At 63.4% G+C, this 22,714-nt stretch carries 21 protein-coding genes; 8 read left to right on the top strand and 13 right to left on the bottom strand.

Going from position 1 to position 22,714, the window contains the following annotated elements; all coding sequences use genetic code 11:
* Window position 1 precedes the first annotated feature (1 nt).
* The 9 genes from BLP82_RS00585 to pssA form a co-directional block, all read right to left on the bottom strand.
* Window positions 2-1,189, bottom strand: a complete 1,188-nt coding sequence (locus tag BLP82_RS00585; protein ID WP_092165001.1) for an acetyl-CoA C-acyltransferase — start codon at window positions 1,187-1,189, stop codon at window positions 2-4.
* A 16-nt stretch (window positions 1,190-1,205) separates the two neighbouring features.
* Complete coding sequence (locus tag BLP82_RS00580) at window positions 1,206-1,967, bottom strand: SDR family NAD(P)-dependent oxidoreductase (protein ID WP_092164470.1); 762 nt, start codon at window positions 1,965-1,967, stop codon at window positions 1,206-1,208.
* Between the two features lie 16 nt (window positions 1,968-1,983).
* On the bottom strand, window positions 1,984-3,648 hold the full coding sequence (locus BLP82_RS00575; RefSeq protein ID WP_092164468.1) for an AMP-binding protein: 1,665 nt from the start codon (window positions 3,646-3,648) through the stop codon (window positions 1,984-1,986).
* Between the two features lie 348 nt (window positions 3,649-3,996).
* Complete coding sequence (locus BLP82_RS00570; protein WP_170842257.1) at window positions 3,997-5,454, bottom strand: ArnT family glycosyltransferase; 1,458 nt, start codon at window positions 5,452-5,454, stop codon at window positions 3,997-3,999.
* Window positions 5,455-5,521: 67 nt separating this feature from the next.
* Window positions 5,522-5,815 carry a lipid-A-disaccharide synthase N-terminal domain-containing protein gene (locus BLP82_RS00565; protein WP_092164466.1) on the bottom strand — a complete coding sequence of 98 codons (294 nt, stop codon included), beginning with the start codon at window positions 5,813-5,815 and terminating at the stop codon, window positions 5,522-5,524.
* A gap of 1 nt (window position 5,816) precedes the next feature.
* Complete coding sequence (locus tag BLP82_RS00560) at window positions 5,817-6,560, bottom strand: glycosyltransferase family 2 protein (protein WP_092164465.1); 744 nt, start codon at window positions 6,558-6,560, stop codon at window positions 5,817-5,819.
* A 27-nt stretch (window positions 6,561-6,587) separates the two neighbouring features.
* Window positions 6,588-7,559 (bottom strand): NAD-dependent epimerase, encoded by a 972-nt coding sequence (locus tag BLP82_RS00555; protein ID WP_092164999.1) that lies wholly within the window; start codon window positions 7,557-7,559, stop codon window positions 6,588-6,590.
* A gap of 251 nt (window positions 7,560-7,810) precedes the next feature.
* The gene (locus tag BLP82_RS00550) at window positions 7,811-8,827 is read right to left on the bottom strand and encodes an AraC family transcriptional regulator (RefSeq protein WP_092164997.1); all 1,017 of its coding nucleotides are present in this window, start codon (window positions 8,825-8,827) and stop codon (window positions 7,811-7,813) included.
* Window positions 8,828-8,838: 11 nt separating this feature from the next.
* Window positions 8,839-10,182 carry a CDP-diacylglycerol--serine O-phosphatidyltransferase gene (gene pssA, locus BLP82_RS00545; RefSeq protein WP_060742287.1) on the bottom strand — a complete coding sequence of 448 codons (1,344 nt, stop codon included), beginning with the start codon at window positions 10,180-10,182 and terminating at the stop codon, window positions 8,839-8,841.
* A 123-nt stretch (window positions 10,183-10,305) separates the two neighbouring features.
* Between pssA and BLP82_RS00540 the strand changes: the two genes are divergently transcribed.
* The 3 genes from BLP82_RS00540 (at window position 10,306) to BLP82_RS00530 (ending at window position 12,095) form a co-directional block, all read left to right on the top strand.
* The gene (locus BLP82_RS00540; RefSeq protein ID WP_092164464.1) at window positions 10,306-10,869 is read left to right on the top strand and encodes a TetR/AcrR family transcriptional regulator; all 564 of its coding nucleotides are present in this window, start codon (window positions 10,306-10,308) and stop codon (window positions 10,867-10,869) included.
* Window positions 10,870-10,912: 43 nt separating this feature from the next.
* Window positions 10,913-11,392 (top strand): nuclear transport factor 2 family protein, encoded by a 480-nt coding sequence (locus BLP82_RS00535; protein WP_060742285.1) that lies wholly within the window; start codon window positions 10,913-10,915, stop codon window positions 11,390-11,392.
* A gap of 301 nt (window positions 11,393-11,693) precedes the next feature.
* The gene (locus BLP82_RS00530; RefSeq protein ID WP_060742284.1) at window positions 11,694-12,095 is read left to right on the top strand and encodes a hypothetical protein; all 402 of its coding nucleotides are present in this window, start codon (window positions 11,694-11,696) and stop codon (window positions 12,093-12,095) included.
* 36 nt (window positions 12,096-12,131) lie between these two features.
* Here the strand turns inward: BLP82_RS00530 and BLP82_RS00525 are convergent, their stop codons facing one another.
* The 4 genes from BLP82_RS00525 to BLP82_RS00510 all read right to left on the bottom strand — a co-directional run bounded on the left by BLP82_RS00525 (window position 12,132) and on the right by BLP82_RS00510 (window position 16,984).
* On the bottom strand, window positions 12,132-14,555 hold the full coding sequence (locus tag BLP82_RS00525; protein ID WP_092164463.1) for a TonB-dependent receptor: 2,424 nt from the start codon (window positions 14,553-14,555) through the stop codon (window positions 12,132-12,134).
* A 226-nt stretch (window positions 14,556-14,781) separates the two neighbouring features.
* On the bottom strand, window positions 14,782-15,726 hold the full coding sequence (locus tag BLP82_RS00520) for a FecR domain-containing protein (protein ID WP_092164455.1): 945 nt from the start codon (window positions 15,724-15,726) through the stop codon (window positions 14,782-14,784).
* A complete protein-coding gene (locus BLP82_RS00515) occupies window positions 15,726-16,235 on the bottom strand; it encodes a sigma-70 family RNA polymerase sigma factor (RefSeq protein ID WP_092164453.1) in 510 nt (169 codons plus the stop codon). Before BLP82_RS00515 ends, BLP82_RS00520 begins: the two co-directional genes overlap by 1 nt.
* Window positions 16,236-16,462: 227 nt before the next feature.
* Window positions 16,463-16,984, bottom strand: a complete 522-nt coding sequence (locus BLP82_RS00510) for an SgcJ/EcaC family oxidoreductase (RefSeq protein ID WP_092164451.1) — start codon at window positions 16,982-16,984, stop codon at window positions 16,463-16,465.
* Window positions 16,985-17,156: 172 nt separating this feature from the next.
* Between BLP82_RS00510 and BLP82_RS00505 the strand changes: the two genes are divergently transcribed.
* From BLP82_RS00505 to BLP82_RS00485, 5 genes are read left to right on the top strand one after another with little or no spacing between them, the layout of a single operon-like run.
* Window positions 17,157-18,341, top strand: coding sequence for a sensor histidine kinase (locus tag BLP82_RS00505; RefSeq protein WP_092164449.1), 1,185 nt, complete (start codon window positions 17,157-17,159; stop codon window positions 18,339-18,341).
* Window positions 18,338-19,006, top strand: a complete 669-nt coding sequence (locus tag BLP82_RS00500; RefSeq protein WP_092164447.1) for a response regulator — start codon at window positions 18,338-18,340, stop codon at window positions 19,004-19,006. Before BLP82_RS00505 ends, BLP82_RS00500 begins: the two co-directional genes overlap by 4 nt.
* Entirely contained in the window at window positions 19,003-21,315 is a 2,313-nt protein-coding gene (locus BLP82_RS00495) for an ATP-binding protein (RefSeq protein WP_170842248.1), read from the top strand. Before BLP82_RS00500 ends, BLP82_RS00495 begins: the two co-directional genes overlap by 4 nt.
* Window positions 21,312-21,779, top strand: a complete 468-nt coding sequence (locus BLP82_RS00490; RefSeq protein WP_092164443.1) for a response regulator — start codon at window positions 21,312-21,314, stop codon at window positions 21,777-21,779. Before BLP82_RS00495 ends, BLP82_RS00490 begins: the two co-directional genes overlap by 4 nt.
* A 32-nt stretch (window positions 21,780-21,811) precedes the next feature.
* Window positions 21,812-22,705 (top strand): helix-turn-helix domain-containing protein, encoded by an 894-nt coding sequence (locus BLP82_RS00485; RefSeq protein WP_092164441.1) that lies wholly within the window; start codon window positions 21,812-21,814, stop codon window positions 22,703-22,705.
* Window positions 22,706-22,714: the final 9 nt, after the last annotated feature.

The raw sequence follows: 22,714 nt of genomic DNA, 5'->3' as shown, positions 1-22,714 counted from the left end.
CTTAATACAGACATTCAACGGCCATGGCCGTGGCTTCGCCGCCGCCAATGCAAATGGCCGCGACGCCGCGCTTCAAGCCTTTCTGGCGCAGGGCCGACAGCAGAGTCACCAGAATCCGCGCGCCAGACGCGCCAATCGGGTGGCCCAGCACACAGGCGCCACCGTGAACGTTGACCTTGTCATGGGCGATTTCCAGCTTGTCCATGGTCACCAGCCCCACCACGGCAAAGGCCTCGTTGACTTCGAACAGGTCGACCTGGTCCAGCGACCAACCGGTCTTTTGCATCAGTTTCTTCACGGCACCAATCGGCGCGGTGGGAAACAGGCTCGGGGTATCGGCGAACGCCGCATGACCGTGGATCACCGCCAAAGGCTTGAGGCCGCGCTGCACCGCTTGGCTCTGGCGCATCAGCACCAGGGCAGCGGCACCATCGGAAATGGAACTGGCGTTGGCTGCCGTCACCGTGCCGCCTTCGCGGAACGCCGGCTTGAGCGAGGCGATCTTGTCGATCCGCGCTTTGGGTGGCTGCTCGTCGTGGCGAATGGTCACTTGTTCCTTGCCGACCATGACCTGCAACGGCACGATCTCGGCGTCGAAACTGCCGTCCTTGATCGCCTGCTGGGCGCGGGTGGTGGACGCAATGGCGAAGGCGTCCTGAGCCTCGCGACCCAGGCCATTGGCCTCGGCGCAATCTTCGGCGAAGGTGCCCATCAGCCGTCCTTTGTCGTAGGCGTCTTCCAGGCCATCGAGGAACATGTGGTCGAGCACCCGGCCATGGCCCATGCGATAACCGCCGCGGGCGCGATCCAGCAGGTACGGGGCGTTGGACATGCTCTCCATGCCGCCGGCCACCACCACCTCGGCGCTGCCGGCGATGAGCATGTCGTGGGCCAGGATCGTCGCTTCCATGCCCGAACCGCACATCTTGTTGAGCGTGGTGCAGCGGGTCGACTTGTCGAGCCCGGCGCCCAGCGCGGCCTGACGTGCCGGTGCCTGGCCCAGGCCGGCGGCGAGCACGCAACCGAACAGCACTTCTTCAACCGCACCCGGCGCGATACCGGCCCGCTCCACGGCGGCCTTGATAGCGGCGGCACCGAGTTGCGGCGCGGTGAGGCTTTTCAGTTCGCCCTGGAAACCGCCCATGGGGGTACGGACGGCGCTGACGATGACAATAGGATCGTTGGACATCATGAATCCTCCTTGTTTATTTGGCTGCCATGCGCAAGGCGCCGTCGAGACGGATCACCTCGCCGTTGAGCATGCTGTTCTCAATGATATGCCTGACCAGCGCCGCGTACTCGGCAGGTTTCCCAAGGCGCGGAGGAAATGGTACGCCGGCGGCCAGGGAATCCCGCACCTCGGGCGTCATGCCGGCCATCATCGGGGTTTCGAAAATCCCCGGGGCAATGGTCATCACCCGGATACCGAAGCGCGCCAGTTCACGGGCGGCGGGCAGTGTCAGACTGGCGATGGCACCTTTTGAAGCCGCGTAGGCGGCCTGGCCGATCTGGCCGTCGAAGGCCGCTACCGAAGCGGTGTTGATGATCACGCCACGTTCGCCGTCGGTGTTGGCCTCGGTTTCGGCAATGGCTGCAGCCGCCAGGCGCAGCAGGTTGAAGCTGCCGATCAGGTTGACGTTGATCACCTGGCTGAAGCTGTCCAGCCCATGGGGGCCGTTCTTGCCGAGGATTTTCTCGCCGCGCACGATACCGGCGCAATTCACCAGGCCATTCAGCCCCCCGAAAGCCGTGACCGTGGCCTTGACTGCCGCTTCAGCCGCCACTTCGTTGCTGATATCGGCCACCACGCTCTGGCAACCCAGCTTTTGCGCCTGGGCGGCCACGGCGTCGGCGTTGAGGTCCACCAGCATCACCTTGGCGCCGGCCTTGACCAGCATTTCAGCGGTGGCCGCGCCGAGGCCGGAGGCGCCGCCGCTGACGAGGAAAATCTTGTTGTCGATCTGCATCATGGTTTCCTTGGGTTCAAGCTGAAACGTTCTGCGCCGCAGCTTCTTGGGCTTTGGCGATTTCCTGGTTGCGCAAGATAAAGCGCTGCAACTTGCCGCTTGGGGTTTTCGGCAAGTCGCTGACAAATTCGATTTCACGGGGATAGGCATGGGCCGCCAGGCGCTTGCGCACATGCAGGCGCAATTCCTCGGCCAGCTCCGGAGAGGCGCGATATTGGGTGCTGAGCACCACGAAAGCCTTCACCAACTCGGTGCGCTCAGGATCGGGCTTGCCGATCACCGCCGCTTCCACCACGGCCGGGTGTTCGATCAGCGCGCTTTCCACGTCGAACGGACCGACCCGGTAGCCGGAGGTGGTGATCACGTCGTCGCTGCGACCGACGAAGCTGATGCTGCCATCCGGATTCAGCTCCACGGTGTCGCCGCTCAAGTAGTAGTCGCCAACAAAGGCCTTGGTCGGCGCGCCTTCGTAACCGGCGAACCAGCACATGGGCGACTGGCTGCGGTCCACCGCGAGAATGCCCGGCTGGCCCACGCCCAGCTCGCGCTGGTCTTCATCCAATACCACGATCCGGTGGCCCGGCGAGGCGAAACCGGCCGCGCCCAGGTGCACCGGGTGTTCCAGCCCGTGGTGGTTGCACAGCACCATGCCCAGTTCGGTCTGGCCGTAATGGTCGTGGATCACCACGTTCAGGTTGTCGGCGAACCAGCGGATCACCTCTGGGTTCAATGGCTCACCGGCGCTGCTGACGATGCGCAGCTTGCCCTTGATCGAGCGGGCAAACTGCTCGCCCCCGGCGATCAACAGGCGATAGGCGGTGGGCGAGCCGGTCAGGTTGGTGATGCCGTACTTGTTGATGACCCGGCAGGTGCTGTCCAGGGTGAACGGGCCATCGTAGAAGGTGATCGGATGCCCCATGGCCAGCGGCCCGGTCACGCCAAAATAAATACCGTAGGCCCAACCCGGGTCGGCGACGTTCCAGAAGGCGTCTTCAGGGCGCAGGTCCACCGCGTCACGGGTGTAGCTCTGGAACGCCACGATGGCCTTGAGCGGCACCGACAGCGCCTTGGCGGGCCCCGTGGTACCGGAGGTGAACATCAGTAAAAACGGATCTTCGCCAGTGAGCATCAGCGGTTCGCACTGGCTGGACTGGTTCGCCACTTCGGCCCAGAAACTGTAGTCGCCCCGCACGATGCCCTGGCCCTTTTCGCCACCGACGGTGACGATGGTGGGGCAACCGGCGACTTCATTGAGCTTGGGACGGTTGACGGCGTCGGTCACGACGATCCGTGCGCCCGAGCTGCCGAGGCGGTGCTCGATGGCCTTGGGTCCGAACGCGGTGAACAGCGGTTGATACACCGCACCGATACGCCAGGTGGCGAGTACGACGATCAAGAGTTCCGCAGTGCGCGGCAGCAGGCCGGCCACTTTGTCGCCCTTGCCGACGCCTTGGGCACGCAGGAAGTTGGCGAACCGTGCGGCATTGTCCTGCAGGTCGCGGTAAGTCCAGGTAGCTTCGCTGCCGTCACGGCCCTCCCAGAACAAGGCGATGCGACCCGGCAATGCATGCCGGTCGCAACACTCGACACAGGCATTGAGCGCCTCGAGCGAGCCGTGCAGCGCGGCGTTGACGGTGTGCTGGTAATCGAACTGTGACGTGGCGGACGAATAATCGCGCATGACCAGAATCCCTCTGTACTTTTTATTGGCTGGGGGAACCGTGAAGAGCAGGCAAATACTCGCGCCGAAGGACGGTGGCGGCAATGGTCAAAGCCATCAAGTTGCTTGACTGGTTTGGCCATGGTTCGAGGGATGTGTTGTCTGTCGAGCTTCCCCTGTGGCGAGGGAGCTTGCTCCCGCTGGGCTTGTGTAGGAGCTGCCGAAGGCTGCGATCTTTTGATCTTTCGCTTGAGATTCAAGTGTCTGGGGAAAGATCGCAGCCTCGTTGCACTCGACAGCTCCTACACAGCTCCTACGGGGCGCAGCCCAGCGGGAGCAAGCGCCCTCGCCGCAGGAAGTTTTCAGCCACTACAAAGGATGCGCCCATGTGAACGAGTAAACCTTCTCCGACGCCGGGGACTGGCAGCGCCGGTTGTCCGCATCAGGCCCCACCAGGAACCACTCGGCCCGCGAGGTATCGCCGACCCGGCGCGCCTTTTGCGGGTCGTAGCAACGCGCCAGGTCCCGCGCGGGCACCAAGGCAAAGGCCTGCGGGTGGCCGCGTAGCCAGGTGGCGGATCGTTCCAGGGACTGGCGGTCATGGAAGCCAAAATGCACGATGGGCTGCTGGGCGAACAGCCAATGCCCCTCGCGCCACCCGACGAGCGCCAACTCGGCATTTGAAGTCAGCCTCGCGACATCACGCATCAAGATCTGGTGGGGGTTGATGCCTTCCCTGTAGGGCTCGATGAAGCCGCGCACAAACCAGGCGCACAACCACACCACCGTCAACCCAGCGAATACCACCCTGCCCCTCGGACGCCGGCTGAACCAGCGGTGCAGCATCCACGGCACAAGCGGCGCCACCAGCAGGATCAAGGCTGGCAACGCGGGAAAGATATACAGCTTGCGCTTGCCACTGCTCAGGCTGAAGAACAACAGCACCAGCACCACCCACCCCAGCAGCATCAGCACGCGACCGTCATGCTTGAGCAACTGCCTGCGCCAGGCCGGCACCAGCCATGGCAGCATGAAAAAGATCGGCAGCCAGTATTTCGGAATCACCAGGACGAAGAAATACCAAAAGGGTTCGCGGTGCTCCCAGGCATTGGCATAACGCCCCGCCGTCTGCTTGAGCAGGATTTCCTGGGCGTACGCCAGGCTGTCGGGGCTGCCCTGCCACACGATCAGCAGCAACGGCCCAAGCCACAGCGCAATGGCGGCCAGCGCCACAACCAGCCCCAGCCACCAGCCCCCCGCCTTGCCCGGCATGGACACCAGGCCTTTCCACCCTCGACGCACCCCATAGGCGTAGGGAATCAGCATCAACACCGGCAGAAACCCCACGCCTTTGCTGATGACCCCCAGCCCCATCGCCGCACAGGCCACGTAATACCAACGCCACGCCGGGCCGAGCATCAGATGCCGGCACAAGCCATAGATCCCCAAGATGGTCCAGAGTGCAAGAAAACCATCGATCTGCCCGGTGCGCAGAATGCTGTAGGTCTGGTAGGTGGCGAGAAACAAAAGCGCGGCGATCCCTCCCACGCGTCGCCCCCACAAGCGCCGGCCCAGGTCATACAGGCATGCGGTGGTGACGGCACCAGCCAACAGCGCGGGCAGGTACAGGGCAATTTTCGGCAGGTGGGTCAATTGCACGAACGAGGCCACCGCCCACATGAACAACGGCGGCTTGTCGGCGTAGATTTCCCCGGCGCGGTGGGGAATGAACCATGAGCCGTTCTGCAGCATCTCCAGGGCAACGCCGAGGAAGCGCTCTTCATCGACGTTCATCGGTTGGCGCCAACCCAGGCCGGCGCCCACCATGATCAAGGCCAATGCCACAAGCGCCAGAAGCTCCAGTCGCGAGGAAGACAATCGTATCCGCACCGTCTCAGCCCTTCTCGGCCAGTTCGCGGTTTTCCTGCTCGTGGTGCTTGGCGATCAACTGCAAGTTGCGCAGGTAAACGATGAAGCCGAAGGACTGGCCGACAATGAACACCGGGTCTTCGCGGTAGATGGCGTAGGCCAGCAACAGCGCGCTGCCGATGATGCTCAAGTACCAGAAACCCACGGGGATCACGCTGCGCTTCTTGTACTCGCTGTACAGCCATTGCAGGACAAAACGTCCGGTGAAGGCCAACTGGCCGCCGAAGCCAACGGCCAGCCACAACGTTTCTCTGCCCATGTCACACCTCGGTTTCTTGTGCGTTGATATCCAGGCGGGTGCGTCTTATCAACCACCACACCCCGAACAGATCGACAATGCCCACCAGCGCCCGGTCGAGGTTGCCGTAGTTGGACACCCCGGCCCCGCGCTCACGGTGATTCACCGGGTGAACCAGCATCCGGCCGTTGTGCCGACGGATCAGCGCCGGAATGAAGCGATGCATGTGATCGAAATACGGCAAGCGCAGAAACGCCTCCCGCTCGATCAACTTGATGCCGCAACCGGTATCGGGCGTCTGGTCCTTGAGCAGGCTGGCCCGCAGTTTGTTGGCGAACCGCGAGGCCCAACGCTTGCTCGCCGTGTCCCGGCGGTTGACGCGATGCCCCGCCACCAGCTTGACACCGGCGGGCGTACCCTCCGAACCGCGTACCAGGTCGAGCATCTTTGGCAGGTCGGCCGGGTCGTTCTGCCCGTCCCCATCGAGGGTTGCCAACCAATGCCCGCGGGCCACTTCAGCCGCGTGGTAGATCGACGTGCTCTGCCCGAGGGAGCGGGCATGGCTGAGCACCCGCAACTGGCGATAGCCACTGCCTTGCAACGCCCGCAGTTGCGCGGCGGTGGCGTCTGTGCTGCCATCGTCGACCACGATGACTTCGAAGGCCTCGTCCACCAGCGCCGCCCGCACTTCTTCCAGCAGTGGAATGAGGTTGCCGGCTTCGTTCTTTGCCGGAATCAGGACCGACACATAAAGGGTTTCGTGCATGACGCTCCAGTAAAAAAGCTGAGGGGGTTAAACGCGGTAATACGCGCGGTACCAATCGACAAACGACTGCACGCCGACGGGCACCGCGACCTGCGGGCGAAAACCGATGTGTTCCTCCAGCTCCCGCGTGTCCGCCCACGTGTCGACCACGTCACCCGCTTGCAACGGCAAGAAATGCTTGATCGCGGGAATGCCCAGGGCCTCTTCCAGGCACTCGACAAACTGCAAGAGCTTCACCGGAGCGCCGAAGCCGATGTTGTAGAGCTTGTGGCGCACGCCTGTTTCGTTGGCCGGCGGCCGCGGCAACAACCGCACCAGGCCTTCGACGATGTCGTCGATGTAGGTGAAATCCCGCGACATCGCGCCGTCGTTGTAGAGGTCAATGGCGCGACCGCTGAGGATGGCGTCGGTGAATTTGAACGGTGCCATGTCGGGCCGCCCCCACGGTCCATACACGGTGAAAAACCGCAGGCCGGTGGTGGGAATCCCGTAGAGATGCGAGTAAGCGTGGGCCATCAGCTCATTGGCGCGCTTGGTCGCCGCATAAAAAGACACGGGCTGATCCACCGGATCGGTGGTGGCATACGGCAACCGGTCGTTCAAGCCATACACCGAGCTGCTCGAGGCGAACACCAGGTGCGCCGGCCGGTGGGCACGGCAGGCTTCCAATACGTTGAGGAACCCCACCAGGTTGCTTTGCGCATAAAGGTCGGGATTATCGATGGAATAGCGCACACCAGCCTGGGCCGCCAAGTGGACGACATACTCGAATGGAGTTTTCGCAAATACATCCAGCAGCGCCTGCTTGTCAGCCACGTCCAGCCGCAGGAAGCGGAAGTTGGGGTATTCGGCCAACAACGCCAGCCGAGCCTGCTTCAGCTCGACGCTGTAGTAGCTGTTAAGGTTGTCGATGCCGATGACCTGATGGCCCTCGCTGCACAACCGCCTGGCGGTATGAAACCCGATGAACCCAGCAGCACCGGTGACCAGTACGCTCATACGCAGCCCAAAACGGTCACTTGCATACATTACCCTGATGGATGGCCCGGCTTTTCCGGCGCCTGCACAGGCTTGTATCAAAGAAAAATGACGGTTTTATGAGCGTGCCAGCTTGCCAGGCGAAAGTCCCTGTGGGAGCGAACTGGCTCGCGATGAGGGTATGGCAGTCAATGACGAGGCGACTGAACCACCGCTATCGCGAGCCAGCTCGCTCCCACAAGGGGGCACAAGATTGGAGACCACCCGATGGATCAATCCGGGTCGTTGAGAATCAGGCTGCGATAATGCCCCGGGTTGGACCCGGACCATTTGCGAAACGCCTTGTAGAAAGAGCTGGCATCGGCAAAACCCAGGCGCGAGGCGATTTCGACGAAGCTGATGGACGGCTCGGCCAGCCAGGTGATCGCCAGATCCTTGCGCACGCTGTCCTTGAGGCCTTGGTAAGTCTGGCCCTCCTCCGCCAGGCGTCGGCGCAGGGTCGAGGCGGACACGCACAGCTGCTGGGCCAGGGCCTCGGTTTCCGGCCACCGTTCGGCGGGCAGTTGCCGCAGGTCGTGCCGGATACGGCTGGCCAGGCTTTGCGGGTCGCGGTATTTGACCAGGATGTTGGCTGGGGCCCGGGCCAGGAAGCGCTTGAGCTCGTCAGCGTTGCGCCGGATGGGCAGGTCGAGGCATTCGGCGGCGAAAATCATCCGGGTGCGCGGCCGGCCAAAGCGCAAGTTCTGGGAGAACATCACCCGGTAGTCGTCGCAGAAATCCGGCGCCGGGCAGCGCAGTTCGACAGACAGGATGGGAATGCGCCGCCCGGCCAGCCAGCAGGCGACACCATGGACGATCATCCAGTAAGTGAAGTAGGTAAAGGCCCGGCGTGGCGCCTGGTCGTCTTCCTGCAGCACGATTTCCGCCAGGCTTTGCTGGCGTACCCACTGGGCCGGCAGGTGTTCGAGCATCAGTGACAGAAACCCCAGCCCCGCTGTCAGCCCGCTCGCCAGCGTGGGCTGGGCCATGGCGCACTGGCAGAGGAACGCGAGGCTGCCGGACTTGAGCTTGCGCGGGTCCATGCCGAAGAACTCGTCATCCAGGCGCTGGGCCAGCAACCGCCAGAGCCGCGCATAGGCATGGGCCGGGACACGCGCCTGGGGATCGTCAAGCAGCGCCGGGGCTATGCCGACCTTGCTCAAGACCTCATCGGTAGCAGCCCCGGGCGCGCAGCTTTGCAGCAACGCCTCACGCACCAGCTGGATGGAGATGGTGTCTTTTTCCGACATGGCGCGGGTGTTCACAGGATCCGGTAAAGCAGCCGTTCTATCCGCACCCGGCTGACTCGTTTCAGGAACCTGGCCACGGCCTCGGGATAATCCGGCAGGGTTTCCAGGTCCAGGTAACGCTCGATCCGGCGGGTGTGGCGGTAGATCCGCTCAAGCTCGGCCTGGCGCGGCGCCAGCAGCTCGCCCTTGGGATCGTCCAGCAACAGCGCGTTTTCCAGGTCCAGGCGAAAGGCCCGCGGGTTGAGGTTGTTGCCGGTCAGCAAGGTGTAGCGCTCGTCGACCCACATGCCCTTGAGGTGATAGGTGTTGTCCCCGTCACGCCACAGGTGCAGGTTCAATTGGCCGCTGTCGATCGCGTGCTGATGCCGTTTGGCGAAACGTCGCAGGCTGATTTCGTAGAGGTATGGTAGCGCCGCGATGATCTTGAACGGTTCGCTTGGCGGAATGTAGAAGTCGTTGGCGGTCTTGTCGCCGACGATGATGTCGATCTTGACCCCGCGGGCCAGGGCGCGGTTGAGCTCCCGGGTCACGGCCAGGGGCAGGTTGAAATACGGGGTACAGATGGTCAGTTGCTGGCGGCTGCTGGCGATCAGCTCACCGATCACCCGGCTCAGGGGGTTGTTCTTGCCCACCCCCAGCAACGGGCTTACCGACAGGCCACTTTTGTCGAGGCTGCCAACGCTGGTGTCATAGGTCGCGTACTTGAGGCGACTGCGCAGGTCGCCGATGTCCTTGCGCAAACTGCGGGTGCTGGGCAGGTTCGGCAGGTCCAGGCGATGCACGGCCCTGGAGGTGATCAGGCCATGCTGCACCAGGTGATGCATCGAGTCGGCCAGTGCCGTGTTCTGCAACAGGTGATAGCGGTCGTAGCGGTATTTGTCGAACTTGTGCAAATAGACGTTATTCAGGCTGGCGCCGCTGTAGAGCACACAGTCATCGATCACGAAACCTTTCAAATGCAACACGCCGAACAGTTCGCGGGTCTGCACCGGCACGCCGTAGATCGGCACTTCGCTGGCATGGGTACGGGTCTGTTCCTGGTACCACGCCGAGTTGCCCGGCTGCTTCTTGGCGCCAATCAGCCCGCGCTGGGCCCGCAACCAGTCCACGACCACGACCACGTCCAGTTCCGGACGCGCCGCTTTGGCGGCATGCAAGGCATCGAGAATTTCCTGGCCGGCCTCGTCCTGTTGCAGGTAGAGGGCGACGATGTAGATGCGCTGGGTGGCCTGGGCGATTTTCTCCAGCAGGCAACGGCGGAATTGGGCAGCGCCATCGAGGATGGTCACCGCGTCGGCGGTCAGTGCAAAGCTGCGCAGCTTGGGCAGCAGGGAGCGTTTGAAGAGCGACGGCATAGGGCTCGCAAAAAGGTCGATTCCGAAGAACGGATGAGCTTACACCATGGATGGGTTCGGGTCTTCCTGTCGTCAAGAAAAAAACAACTTGACCAAGGAGAACGATCGTTCTACTTTTATCCCATGAACGAAATCACTGGTAATGAAACTCGAGACATCATCCTCGATGTCGCCGAAAAGTTGATCTATAGAAGTGGCATCGCCGCCACCGGCATGGACCTTCTGGTGAAAACCGCCGGCGTCTCCAGGAAAAGTGTCTATCGCTACTTCGCCAACAAGGACGACCTGATCGTGGCCGCTCTCGAGCGGCGGGACGAGCGCTGGATGCACTGGTTCAGCAGCGAAGTGGACAAGGCGCCCACACCGACGGCGCGGCTGCTCAACCTGTTCACCGTGCTCAAGGGCTGGTTCGACAGCGAAGGTTTTCGCGGTTGTGCCTTCATCAACACCAGCGGCGAAACCGGCGATCCACAGGACCCGGTCCGCCAGGTGGCGAAGATGCACAAACAGAAGCTGCTCGATTACGTGACCCGGTTGTGCGTCGAACAAGGCGTCGAAAATCCGGACGCCCTGGCCCGCCAGCTACTGATTCTGATCGACGGCGCCATTACCGTGGCGCTGGTCATGGGCGACCACAGCGCGGCTGACCACGCCCAGGACATGCTGAAGATATTGCTACACACCTGACCGTTGAACCCTGCTTCATTCATCAACTTATTGGAGACTCGCCATGTCTGCCTCTTCTGAAGTTCGTCCGCCACTGCCGCCGTTCACCCGTGAGTCGGCGATCGAGAAAGTTCGCCTGGCCGAAGACGGCTGGAACTCTCGCGACCCGCAAAAAGTATCCCTGGCCTACACGCTGGACACCCAATGGCGTAACCGCGCCGAATTCGCGCACAACCGCGAAGAAGCCAAGGCGTTCCTGACCCGCAAGTGGGCCAAGGAATTGGATTACCGGCTGATCAAGGAACTCTGGGCCTTCACCGATAACCGCATCGCCGTGCGCTACGCCTACGAATGGCACGACGACTCGGGCAACTGGTTCCGCTCATACGGCAACGAAAACTGGGAGTTCGACGAGCAAGGCCTGATGTACAACCGCTACGCTTGCATCAACGACATGCCGATCAAGGAAAGCGAGCGCAAGTTCCATTGGCCCCTGGGCCGCCGGCCGGATGATCATCCGGGATTGTCCGAGTTGGGGTTGTAACCCTCTCGGCTGATCTACCGTTATCGCGAGCAAGCTCGCTCCCACAGGGGATTGAGGTCGGACACAGCGTTTGTGTGCACTGAAATCCAAATGTGGGAGCGAGCTTGCTCGCGATGACGGCGGCAAATCCAACGGGTGTGCAAACTGACCCACCGCTATCGCGAGCAAGCTCGCACAGTACAGCAGCCGCGCCAGACCAGCGGCCCCTCCAACAGGCTTGACCCACATGCCGCCAGGCATCACATTGCCTGGGCCGGCGATAAGCTCGCTGTTTCGTTGTGCAGCAGACTTTGTGGAGCCCATGACCGCGTCGATTCCGATCCGTCCCCCCTGCCCGCCCGGCGTCTGCGATTGCGGACGTGATGCCTTGTTGCAAGCGCCTGGCAGCGACCTGCGCATCCTGTGCCTGAATCGCCAGGAAGAAAAACGCCTGCTCGAACGCCTGGAGAACATCCAGAGCCTCGACGAACTCCAGCGCCTGCAACAGCGCCTGTATGAAAACCTGGGGATCCGCCTGCGCGTCGAGCCCGGCTACAACGAAGTGCGGACCATGCGCGGCATCGCCATCGAATTCCAGGAACAGCCCGGCCTGTGCCGCAAGATTCGCCAGTCGATCCCCGCCGCCATCCGCCGCGGGCTGGAAAAACGCCCCGAGATCGCCTGGCGACTGCTGGATGCCCACGATCTGTTTCGCGATACCTGAACCTGGACCGCTCCTTCCCTGGAGCGGCACTTCGACCTAGAAATCAACGGTCGCGGAAAGCAGGTAGGTGCGCGGGGTCGACAGCGTCAAGCCCGGTTCACTGTCATCCGATGCGCCGGCCGAACTCCAGTAGCGCTTGTCGGCCACGTTTTCGATGTTGGCCCGCAGGGTGATGTGTTTTTCGTCGACCTTGAACCCATAGCGAGCCCCCACGTCGAAACGCGTCCAGGCATCGATTTCCTTGGTGTTGGACTGGTCCAGGTACTGCGAGCTGGAATAGATGCCGCGACTGGTCAGGGTCAGGCCCTGGACCGTTGGCACATCCCATTCGGCGCCGAGGTTGACGTTGTACCTCGGCGTGGCCGGTGCACGGTTGCCATCGAAGGTGCTGTCGGTGGTGTCAGTCAGTTCACTGTCGATGAACATCACGCCGCCGAGCAAACGGGTTCCCTTCAGCGGTTCGCCGAACACACTCAACTCCACGCCGGTGTTTCCGCGCTTGCCGTTCGGGCCGAAGACACGTGTCGTGGCGTCGGTCGCATAGGCAGGCTGCTTGATTCGGAACACGGCGGCGGTGACAGCGAACGGGCCAGCGTCATACTTGGCGCCCATTTCGACCTGGCGGCTGATGAACGGCGGGAAAATCTCATCCTCGTTCACCGACGTCGATGGCGCGATCTTGCCCTGGCTCAGGCCTTCCATGTAGTTGGCATACAGCGACAGCTTGTCAGTCGCCTTGAACAGGATCCCGCCCGACGGCGAAATCTTTTCCTCGTCGTAGGCGGTGTCACCCTTGACGTTATTCGTCCAGTCATCAACCTTCACCCGTTGCCAGCGAGCGCCGAGGGTCAGCAGCAAGCGATCCTCGAACAGCCCCAGAGTGTCGGACAAGGCCACGCCGCTGAAGCGGTTCTCGGTATAGACCTTGTCGTCCTGTCGGGTCGGGTTGCTCGGCGTCGGGGTCTGTACCGGGTCATACAGGTTGCTGCGACCGTTGGCATAACGGGCGCCGCCATTTTCGAAGTCCATGTAGAAATAACTGGCCGCCAGGTTGACCTCATGGCTCACCGGACCGGTATGGAACCAGTTGCGCACGCCGGCCGTGGCCGTCCGGACATTTTCCTCCCGGGTAAAGTCACGGGGCTGGACGGTGAAGTCGCCCGCGTCGTTGGTGACCGAAACGTTGTGCCGAAGGAAGTCGTGGTCGCTTTTGCGCGCGCCGACACCGCCATACAGCATCACCGAATCGCTGACATCGAACTCAGCGTTCACTGTGCCGAAGGTGTCCTGGGTGCGCGCCTTGCTCCACGATTGGGCGTAGTTGTCGCGCACATCGCTGGCGTGGGGGATCTGGGCATTGGCACCGACCTGCACGCGTTCCTGGGGCGCGTCGGTGTTGCGTTCGGTGTGGCCGATGTCCGTCGAGAGTCGCAGGCGTTCGCCGCGAAAGTCCAGGCCCAGCACCGCCATCTCGCGGTCCACGCTCTGGTGATCCCATTCGGTGTCGCCCGCCTGCTTCACGCCATTGAAACGAATACCGAACTTGTCTTCTTCACCGAAGCGTCGCCCGACATCCACCGCCCCGCCAAGCTGGTTATTGGAGGCATAGCTGCCGGTGAGCGAGGTGATGGGCTTGTCGGTGGCGCGTTTGGGCACCACATTGATCCCGCCCCCCACGCTGCCCCGCGGCGAGATACCGTTGATGAGCTGGCTCGGTCCCTTGAGGATGTCGACGCGTTCGGCCATCTCCATGTCGATCGTGTACGTCGGCAGGATGCCGTAGAGACCGTTGTAGGCGACATCGCTGTTGAACAGGCTGAAACCGCGAATGGTGAACTGCTCAAAGCGTCCGCCCGCCGGGTTGGTGGTGCGGACCGAGGGGTCGCTGGCGATCAGGTCGCCGAGGGTGCGCGCCTGCTGGTTCTTGACCGTCTGGCTGGTATAGGTGGTCATGCTGAACGGTGTTTCCATGAAGTCCCGCGAGCCCAGCAGGCCTTGCGAACCACGCCGTGCCACCTGGCCGCCGGCGTACACCGGGCTGTCCGTCGACGCCGTGGCGCCGAGAATCGAGGTGGGTGCCAGTTGCAAGCTGCCGCCTTCTGGCGCCGGCATCAGGATGTAGGCCTGCTCCCCCACCGGCTGCAACTGCAGGCCCGAACCCCGCAACAGCCGGGCAAACCCCTCTTCCACCCCGAACTCCCCCGAAAGCCCGGCGCTGTCGCGCCCGCTCACCAAGGCCGGATCCACCGACAGGTTGACCCCCGCCAACCCGGCAAACCGGGTCAACGCCGCGCCGAGGCTGCCGGCCGGCACCTGATAACTGCGCCGGGCGGCTTCTTCGGCCAGGCTTGATGACATGAAAAATGGGCTGGCACCCAGGCTCAACATGAGGCTCAGGTTCAACAGCGGACGCCGGCCGGCAAAGGCCGGGCGCAAACGCGAAGGTACAACTGCGGACATTGGAAAGCGCTCTCGTTTTTGTTCAGTTGCCTTGAATGACAAGCGAGACAAAAAAAGGGGACAGGCCTCAGTCTCGATTCACGCTGGTGGGCACCGTAGGAGCTGCCGAAGGCTGCGATCTTTTGATCTTTCGCTTGAGATTCAAGTGTCTGGAGAAAGATCGCAGCCTCGCTTCGCTCGGCAGCTCCTACAGACCCAGCGGGAGGCTGATCGACATCAACTGTCCTCAGGCCAGATTCTTGCGAAGCGTCAGCGTGACCCAGTAACGGGTGCGCATGTGCACGTCCAGCGGCAGGCTGGCCGCAAGCAGCGTGAGGATTCGGTCGGTGTTGTCCAGGCGGAAGCTGCCGGTGATTCGCAGCGGCTCCAGGGTTTCGTCCCAGCGCAGCACGCCGGGGCGATAGCGGCTCAGTTCCCGCAGGAAATGCCCCAGCGGCTGGTCCTGCGCCACCAGTACCCCGTCACGCCAACCCAACTGTGCCACGTCGAACGCCTGCACCGGCCCCGCGCCTGAGGCCTGGACGTTGACCTGCTGGCCCTCTTCCAGACTCAGCGAGGGTCCCCGCAGGGGTTGCAGGTACGCTGAACCGCTGACCACCGACACCCGGCAGTCGCCGTCGCCCAAGTGCAGGCAAGCTTCGCCACGATGGATCGTGACGAGCCCATAGGGTGACTGAACGGACAGCGGCGTGCTCCCGGCGAGTTTGAGGGCCATCTCACCGCGCAGCAGCACCAGGCGCCGGGCCTTGAGGTCCAGGTCGACGGCGCTGTCGGTGTTCAGTTGCAGCGCACTGCCATCGACCAGCGACCAGCGCCGTCGCTCCCCCGTGGCGGTGTGCAAATCAGCGCGCCAGGCCTCCAGCGGCAGCTCCCGTCCCAGCAGCCAGGCGGTCGGGACCAACGCGGCGACGCCCAATGCACGCTTGAGCACCGCGCGCCGGGCCAGTACCGGACGGTCCAGGGTTGCCATGCCCAGGGATGCCGGCACCCCGGCAAAACGCTGGCGCAATCGCTGGGCCTTCTGCCAGGCCGCCTCGTGATGGGCGCTGCTGTCGCGCCAGCGTTGCAGGGCCGCCAAGTCGAATGCATCCCCGTCGAACTCCATCAGGGTCAACCACCGGGCAGCCGCCCGTGCCGCTTCACGAGCCTCGGGTGATGGCGTCGATGGCATCAGAAGTCCACCAACAGGCAATGCTCATAGGCCTGGGCCATGTAGCGCTTCACGGTGCGTTCGGAGACTTGCAGGCGCTCGGCGATCTCGCGATAGCCCAGGCCTTCGAGCTGGCTCCATAAAAAAGCCCGCCGCACCAAGGGCGGCAGGCCATCCAGCAATTCGTCCAGGGCTTGCAGGGTTTCCAGCAGCAGCCAACGCTGTTCCGGAGACGGTGCACAGGCTTCAGGCAGGTTCGCCAAAGCGTCTAGATAGGCCTGTTCCAGATTGCGGCGGGTATAGAAATTGCTCAACAGGCGTTTGCCGACGGTCAGCAGATAGGCCCGGGGCTCTTGCAGGTCCGTCAAGGTCTGGGAGCTGGCAAGCACCCGCAGGAAGGTATCCTGACGCAGGTCCGCCGCATCCCAGGCATTGCCCATGCGCCGTCGCAACCAACCTTCCAGCCAACTCCCGTGGTCACGGTACAACACATGAAGGGATTGCTCCGTCGGCGTAACTGCATCACACATGTCCAGAAGCCTGCGCAAGGTCTTAAATGAGACTGATTCTAATTAATGTTCGCGCAGGAATCCAAGTTGTTTATGCAAAGTGGGTCTAGAAACGGGATGCAAGCCCCCTCCCTCTGTGGGGGCGAGCTTGCTCGCGATAGCGGTGGGTCAGCTTGCTTCCACGGCACTGGGTGGTCGCCATCGCGAGCAAGCTCGCTCCCACAGTCAGGTCTTTGCACACAGTGCGATCAGTGACTGGCATGCAAGGTCTTCGGCACTTCCGGCATGGCCGAAGAGTGGTGATTGATGATCTTCCACTGGCCATCGAGACGCTCATAAAGGAAGGTGTAGCGCGCCTGGACCTCACGCTTGGAACCATCGGCCTGGGTGAGTGTGAAGGTATAGACACCACTGTCCATCGCCGCGTCGGGCCCCAGGTGACGGATTTCTCGGTAGTTGATTTGTCCGACCGGCTTGGCGGCCAGGAAATGCTCGAAGTAGTCCTGGATCTGCGCCGGTGTGTTGCGCACCTTGTTGGAGACGGTCGGTTGCAAAATCGCATCCGGGGCATAGAGGCCGGTCACGGCGGTGGCGCTACCGGTTTGCAGCGCGGCGTTCCAGCGATCGAACAGGGCAGCGATTTCCCGATCATTCACGTTCTTGGGCTGCTCGGCCACTGTGCGATACACGTAAGGTGTGACCTCGACAGCTTGGACAAACGGCGCGCTCAGCAGGAAAAAAGCAGCGATGGCACAGGTTTTCATTTTCATCAGAAAGCTCCTTTGGGTTTCAATGAGCCCACTTTGCCGACCTTCCCGGCTCTCGCCATCGGCCAACCGGTGCCGATCGCCTATGCCATTCGGCAGATAGGCCCGGTGCCGGTGACACGATCTAATGGCGTCACCGCGAACCGTCCGATCTTTTTCCATGCTGGAGCTCCCCATGCAAAGCCCGCCCCATGACCCCGGCAGTGCCCTGGCCATCCGCAGCCAGTATCGCCAATCGCAAAGCCGTGCCGCGCGCCTGGGTCTGTTGCTGGGCACCGGCCACGAGCTGACGCAGTTGCCCCTGCCGGCCATGCGTCAGCGTGCGCTGCAACGGGCGTGCGCCTTCATGGCGATGGACCACGGCCTGTTGCTGGAGTGGGCGTCGGACAACACGCTGCGCACCCTCGCCAGCCACGGGAGCGCGGAACGGGTCGACTTTCTCGCCAACCTGGCCCAGCCGCAGACGCCCGGCCCGAATTGGCTGGAGTCCCCCGGCAGCGCCCTGCCCCAGGTCCTGCGCATTCCACTGCGCACCTCCGATGGCGTGACGTTCGGGGCGTTGCTGCTGGGCAACAGTGTCGCCCTCGGCGCGCCGGACAACGAAGACATCGAGTCGCTGCAATTGCTCGCGACACTGTTGGCGGCGCATCTGGAGAACAGCCGTCTGGTCGAAGCGCTACAGGCCCGCGAGCGGACCATGTCCGAGCTGGTCCACCGTTTGTTCAGCGCCCAGGAAGACGAACGCAAGCGCGTGGCCTACGACCTGCACGACGGTCTGGCGCAGAACCTCGCCGGTTTGCACCAGCGCTTGCAGGGCTTCGCCGGTCGTTGCCCGTCGCTGGCGCCGGCACTGGCGAGCGAGTTGCAGGCCATCCTCGACCTGGCCCAAGGCTGCGTCGGCGAGGGCCGGCAATTGATCGGTGGCCTGCGCCCCCACGTACTGGATGATTTCGGCCTGTACAAAGCCGTCGACAAGGAGGCCGATCGCCTGCGTGACGCGGGCCTGACCGTGAGCTGGACCGAACACAGCAGCGCGCGCCTGCCGGGCAATACCGAGATCGCCCTGTTTCGCATTGCCCAGGAGGGTATCAACAACATTCTCAAGCACGCCCAGGCCCGTCATGTGGGCCTGGGGCTGGCGGTGGAAGATGGCCACGCCAGCCTGCGGGTAGAAGACGATGGCCGTGGCTTTGCCTTGGAGCAACCCATCGAGACCAACGGCAGTTGCCACCTCGGGCTGGCCGCCATGCAGGAACGCGCCAACCTGCTGGGCGGCCACCTGGCCTGTCGCAGCCAACCCGGCGGCGGCACCCGCTTGCTGGCCAGCGTGCCGCTACCGTCTGCCGGAGTACAGCCATGAACCGTCCTTTGCGCCTGCTGCTGGCCGATGACCACGAAGTCACCCGCGCCGGGTTTATCAGCATGCTCGCCGACAGCCCGGGGTTCGAGGTCGTCGGCCAGGCCCGCGACGGCCAGGAGGCCCTCGACCTGTGCGAGCGGCTACAACCGGACATCGCGATTCTCGACATCCGCATGCCCGTCCTCAATGGCCTGGGCGCGGCGCGGATCCTGCAGCAGCGCCAGCCCGGGATCAAAGTGGTGATCTTCACCATGGATGACAGCCCCGACCACCTCGAAGCCGCCATCGGTGCGGGCGCGGTCGGCTATCTGCTCAAGGATGCCAGCCGCGATGAGGTGCTCGACGCCCTCAAACGGGTTGCCCAGGGCGACGAGGCGCTGAACAGTTCAGTCAGCGCACGCCTGCTGCGCCGCATGGCCGAGCGCGGTGCCAATGGCGCCCCCCAGGTCCAGGCCCTGACCGCCCGTGAGCGCCAGGTATTGGGGCTGGTGGCCGGCGGCTTCAGCAATCGTGAAATCGGTGAAAAGCTGGGCATCGCACCCGGCACGGCCAAGGCCCACGTCGAGCGCGTCATCGGCAAACTGGGCGCCGCCGACCGGACCCAGGCCGCAGTGCGCGGCGTGGCCCTGGGGCTGGTGGCGCAACCCGCAGGGCAATGGCCATGAGGTTTCTCGCCGCCCGCCGCTGGGCCGACCTGCCCTTGCGGGGCAAGGCCCTGGTGGTGATTTCCCTGCCCCTGGTGGTCCTGCTGCTGTCGCTGGTGCTGATCTATATCACCGAACGGCAGACCGCACGGGCCGAGGAGGACGTGCGCCGGGTACTGCTCGTCCAGGGTGATATCCAGACGGTCCATACCTTGCTGGCCGAGGCGGCGGCCAGCGTGCGCGGTTACCTGCTGACCCGGCGCGAAGATTTCCTGCCCAGCTACGAACAAGCCACGCCGCTGATCCATGCGGCGTTGCAGCGCCTGGACCACAACATTCGCGATGCCAGGATGCGCGAGCACCTCAAGACCATCACCCCGCTGATCGCCGACAAACTCGACGGTTTGCTCGCCTTGCGCAACGGCAAGCGTGACGACCCCGAGGCCATCACCGCGATCCTGATCGAAAACAAGCAGGTGCTGGACGTGTTGCGCGAGCAGATCAGCGCGATGCGCGTACGCGAGGATGGCCTGCTCGCCGAGCGCAGCGCCGCCGCCTCGGCCACGCGCATGCGCCTGCTGTTCGCCACATTGCTGGCCGCGGTGTGCGGCTTGCTGGGGGCCATTGTCGCGGTGCTGTTCCTATCCAAGGGCATCGTCGCCCGGGTCCAGCAGGTGCAAGGCAACGCCCAACGCCTGGCCTTGGGCCAACCATTGTTGCCGCAACCGCCAGAGCAGGACGAAATCGGCCAGCTCGGCACGCGGCTGGTGGAGGCCGGGCAGTTACTCGCAGAACGCGAGCGGGCCCTGCGCGATAACGAGGAGCGCTTGCGGCTGATCATCGATGGGGTGAAGGACTACGGGATCTTCGCGCTGGATGCCCAGGGCTACGTCACTACCTGGAATGTCGGCGCGCAGCGGATCAAGGGCTACACCGAGCAGGAAATCCTTGGCCAGCACTTCTCCCTGTTCTACTTGCCCGAAGAATGCCCGGCGCACCCGGACATGGCCCTGCGCGAAGCCACCCGCGACGGCCATTACATGGAGGAAGGCTGGCGTTGCCGCAAGGACGGCAGCCGTTTCTGGGCCAGCGTGGTCATCACCGCCCAGTACGATGGCACGGGCGCCTTGCGCGGTTTCTCCAAGATCACCCGCGACATCACCGACCGGCGCGCCGCCGAAATCGCCCTGCGCACCGCCCGCGAAGAAGCGGAAAGCGCCAGCCGGGCCAAGAGCGAATTCCTTTCGCGCATGAGCCACGAACTGCGCACGCCACTGAACGCCATCCTGGGTTTCGCTCAACTGCTGGACATGGACTCCACCGCCGGCCAGCGCCCCCAGGTCAGCCACATCCTGCGGGCCGGCCAGCACTTGCTGGCGTTGATCAACGAGGTGTTGGACATCGCCCGGATCGAGGCCGGGCGCCTGCCCCTGAACATCGAGCCGATCCCCCTGGCGACGGCGCTGCACGAAGCCTTGACGCTGGTTTCACCCATGGCCGCCGACGCCGGGATCCACTTGATCGACCTGCCTGCACTGCCCGACGACAGCGGTGTGCTTGCCGACCGCCAACGCCTGGTGCAGGTATTGCTCAACCTGTTGTCCAACGCCATCAAGTACAACCGACCCGGCGGCGAGGTGCGCATCGAAGTGAGCGTCCAGGCCCAGAAGGTGAGCATCGCCGTCCACGATACCGGCCATGGCATCGCCCCTGAACAACTGGGCCAGCTGTTCAAGCCCTTCGAACGCCTGGGCGCCGATCCGCAGGTCGAAGGCACTGGCCTTGGCTTGTCCTTGAGCAAGAACCTGCTGGAGATGATGCAGGGCAACCTGCAGGTCCACAGTGAGCCCGGGCACGGCTGCTGTTTTACCCTGCAACTGCCCGCCACCCAGGTGATCGGCACGCACTTGCCGCCCATCGCCGCCCTGGCCGTAACGCGCGCCCCCGTGGATTACCACGGCAAAATCCTCTGCATTGAAGACAACCTGTCGAGCCTCGCGCTGATCGAGACCCTGATGCAGCGCCGTCCCGGCATCCAGCTGTTATCCAGCATGCAAGGCCAGATGGGCCTGGACCTCGCCCGTCAGCACTCACCGCAACTGATCCTGCTGGACGTCACCCTGCCGGACCTGGAAGGCCTGGAAGTCTTGCGGCGCCTGCGCCAATCCCCGGCCACCGCGGCCACGCCGGTACTGATGATCACCGCCGATGCCAGCGAACTGACCCATCGTGCCCTGCGCGACGCCGGGGCCACGGCGATCCTGACCAAACCTATCCATATCCAGGCCTTTCTCGGCCACCTCGAGCACTATCTACCGGAGCCCGCATGAATCGCGACTTGCGCATTCTGATCGTCGACGATCAGCGCCCCAACCTGGACCTGATGGAACAACTGCTGGCACGTGAAGGACTGCACAATGTACTGAGCAGCACCGAGCCCTTGCGTACGCTCGACCTGTTCAACAGCTTCGAGCCGGACCTGGTCATCCTCGACCTGCACATGCCGGCATTCGACGGTTTTGCCGTGCTGGAACAACTGAACCGGCGCATCCCGGCCAACGACTACTTGCCGATCCTGGTCCTGACCGCCGACGCGACCCGTGACACCCGCCTGCGGGCCCTGGCACTCGGCGCCCGGGACTTCATCAGCAAACCCCTGGATGCCCTGGAAACCATGCTGCGCATCTGGAACCTGCTGGAAACCCGGGCGCTCTATAAAGCATTGCGCGAGTTGATCCCGTCCCAGCAGATCGAACTGTTGCGCCAGCACCGTCCCGCCGCCGACCCGGTCTAGTCTGGCGGCCGTTTCATCGAGGCCATCGAAGCATGGAAGTCACCGAACGAACATCGGCAAACGGCCTGCAAGGGCACATTCGCGGCGAACGCCTGGCCACCTCCGACGGCGTATCGAGCAAGGATATCCTGGTGGAGGTCTTTGTCCGTGAGCGTTGCGAAGCCCACATCGTCGTGCCAGCGGTGGCCGAGCCGTTGCTCGTCTGGGTGTTGTCCGGGCAAGCCATTGTCGAGGAGCGCACCGCCCACGAGCCGTGGGAAGCGAATACGGTTTGTCGCGGGGATTTTTTCCTGACCACCTCCCCTGTGCCTTATGAAATGCGCTGGCAAGTGACCAGCCCTGAGCCGTTCGTGGTCATGCATGTGTATTTGGGCCTGGCGTTGCTGGAGCGCGCCATCGCCGAAGCTGGCGGCGGCGCGATCCAACTGCGGGAAGTCTCAGGTGGGCGGGATGAAGTGCTCTCGGCCTTGCTGGAACAGATCCGGTTGGAGCTGACCCGACGCGGTGAAACCAGTGCCTTGCTGGTCCAGGGCGTGGCGCAATGCGTGGCGGTGCACCTGGCGCGGCATTATGTGGATGCCGGGGCCGAGGACATGTCCGGCCGCAACGCCCTGCCCGCCTTCAAGCTCAAGCGGGTGATCCTGTTAATGGAGCAACACCTGGCCGACCCCTTCAACCTCGGTGACCTGGCCCGGACCATCGGCCTGAGCGAATACCATTTCAGCCGCCTGTTCAAGCGCGCCACCGGGCGTTCGCCCTCGCAGTACTTCATCCAACTGAGAATGGCCCGGGCCCGGCAACTGCTGATCGAAACCGAGCGCAGCATCATCGATATCGGCCTGGAGGTCGGCTATGGCAGCGCCAGTCACTTCTCCCAGGTATTCCGTCGCGAAGTGGGCGTGGCGCCGAGTCATTACCGCAAGTAAAGGCCTGAC

This window comes from Pseudomonas sp. NFACC37-1 (assembly GCF_900101575.1).
Taxonomy (GTDB): Bacteria; Pseudomonadota; Gammaproteobacteria; order Pseudomonadales; family Pseudomonadaceae; genus Aquipseudomonas; species Aquipseudomonas fluorescens_AA.
Note: the sequence above shows the minus strand (reverse complement) of the source record. Positions and strands in the feature narration are given on the sequence as shown.

What these genes read in the sequence shown, in the direction of transcription:
- BLP82_RS00585 (WP_092165001.1), bottom strand. Translation starts at nt 1,189, where the DNA reads ATGTCCAACGATCCTATTGTCATCGTCAGCGCCGTCCGTACCCCCATG.
- BLP82_RS00580 (WP_092164470.1), bottom strand. Translation starts at nt 1,967, where the DNA reads ATGCAGATCGACAACAAGATTTTCCTCGTCAGCGGCGGCGCCTCCGGC.
- BLP82_RS00575 (WP_092164468.1), bottom strand. Translation starts at nt 3,648, where the DNA reads ATGCGCGATTATTCGTCCGCCACGTCACAGTTCGATTACCAGCACACC.
- BLP82_RS00570 (WP_170842257.1), bottom strand. Translation starts at nt 5,454, where the DNA reads ATGGTGGGCGCCGGCCTGGGTTGGCGCCAACCGATGAACGTCGATGAA.
- BLP82_RS00565 (WP_092164466.1), bottom strand. Translation starts at nt 5,815, where the DNA reads ATGGGCAGAGAAACGTTGTGGCTGGCCGTTGGCTTCGGCGGCCAGTTG.
- BLP82_RS00560 (WP_092164465.1), bottom strand. Translation starts at nt 6,560, where the DNA reads ATGCACGAAACCCTTTATGTGTCGGTCCTGATTCCGGCAAAGAACGAA.
- BLP82_RS00555 (WP_092164999.1), bottom strand. Translation starts at nt 7,559, where the DNA reads ATGAGCGTACTGGTCACCGGTGCTGCTGGGTTCATCGGGTTTCATACC.
- BLP82_RS00550 (WP_092164997.1), bottom strand. Translation starts at nt 8,827, where the DNA reads ATGTCGGAAAAAGACACCATCTCCATCCAGCTGGTGCGTGAGGCGTTG.
- pssA (WP_060742287.1), bottom strand. Translation starts at nt 10,182, where the DNA reads ATGCCGTCGCTCTTCAAACGCTCCCTGCTGCCCAAGCTGCGCAGCTTT.
- BLP82_RS00540 (WP_092164464.1), top strand. Translation starts at nt 10,306, where the DNA reads ATGAACGAAATCACTGGTAATGAAACTCGAGACATCATCCTCGATGTC.
- BLP82_RS00535 (WP_060742285.1), top strand. Translation starts at nt 10,913, where the DNA reads ATGTCTGCCTCTTCTGAAGTTCGTCCGCCACTGCCGCCGTTCACCCGT.
- BLP82_RS00530 (WP_060742284.1), top strand. Translation starts at nt 11,694, where the DNA reads ATGACCGCGTCGATTCCGATCCGTCCCCCCTGCCCGCCCGGCGTCTGC.
- BLP82_RS00525 (WP_092164463.1), bottom strand. Translation starts at nt 14,555, where the DNA reads ATGTCCGCAGTTGTACCTTCGCGTTTGCGCCCGGCCTTTGCCGGCCGG.
- BLP82_RS00520 (WP_092164455.1), bottom strand. Translation starts at nt 15,726, where the DNA reads ATGCCATCGACGCCATCACCCGAGGCTCGTGAAGCGGCACGGGCGGCT.
- BLP82_RS00515 (WP_092164453.1), bottom strand. Translation starts at nt 16,235, where the DNA reads ATGTGTGATGCAGTTACGCCGACGGAGCAATCCCTTCATGTGTTGTAC.
- BLP82_RS00510 (WP_092164451.1), bottom strand. Translation starts at nt 16,984, where the DNA reads ATGAAAATGAAAACCTGTGCCATCGCTGCTTTTTTCCTGCTGAGCGCG.
- BLP82_RS00505 (WP_092164449.1), top strand. Translation starts at nt 17,157, where the DNA reads ATGCAAAGCCCGCCCCATGACCCCGGCAGTGCCCTGGCCATCCGCAGC.
- BLP82_RS00500 (WP_092164447.1), top strand. Translation starts at nt 18,338, where the DNA reads ATGAACCGTCCTTTGCGCCTGCTGCTGGCCGATGACCACGAAGTCACC.
- BLP82_RS00495 (WP_170842248.1), top strand. Translation starts at nt 19,003, where the DNA reads ATGAGGTTTCTCGCCGCCCGCCGCTGGGCCGACCTGCCCTTGCGGGGC.
- BLP82_RS00490 (WP_092164443.1), top strand. Translation starts at nt 21,312, where the DNA reads ATGAATCGCGACTTGCGCATTCTGATCGTCGACGATCAGCGCCCCAAC.
- BLP82_RS00485 (WP_092164441.1), top strand. Translation starts at nt 21,812, where the DNA reads ATGGAAGTCACCGAACGAACATCGGCAAACGGCCTGCAAGGGCACATT.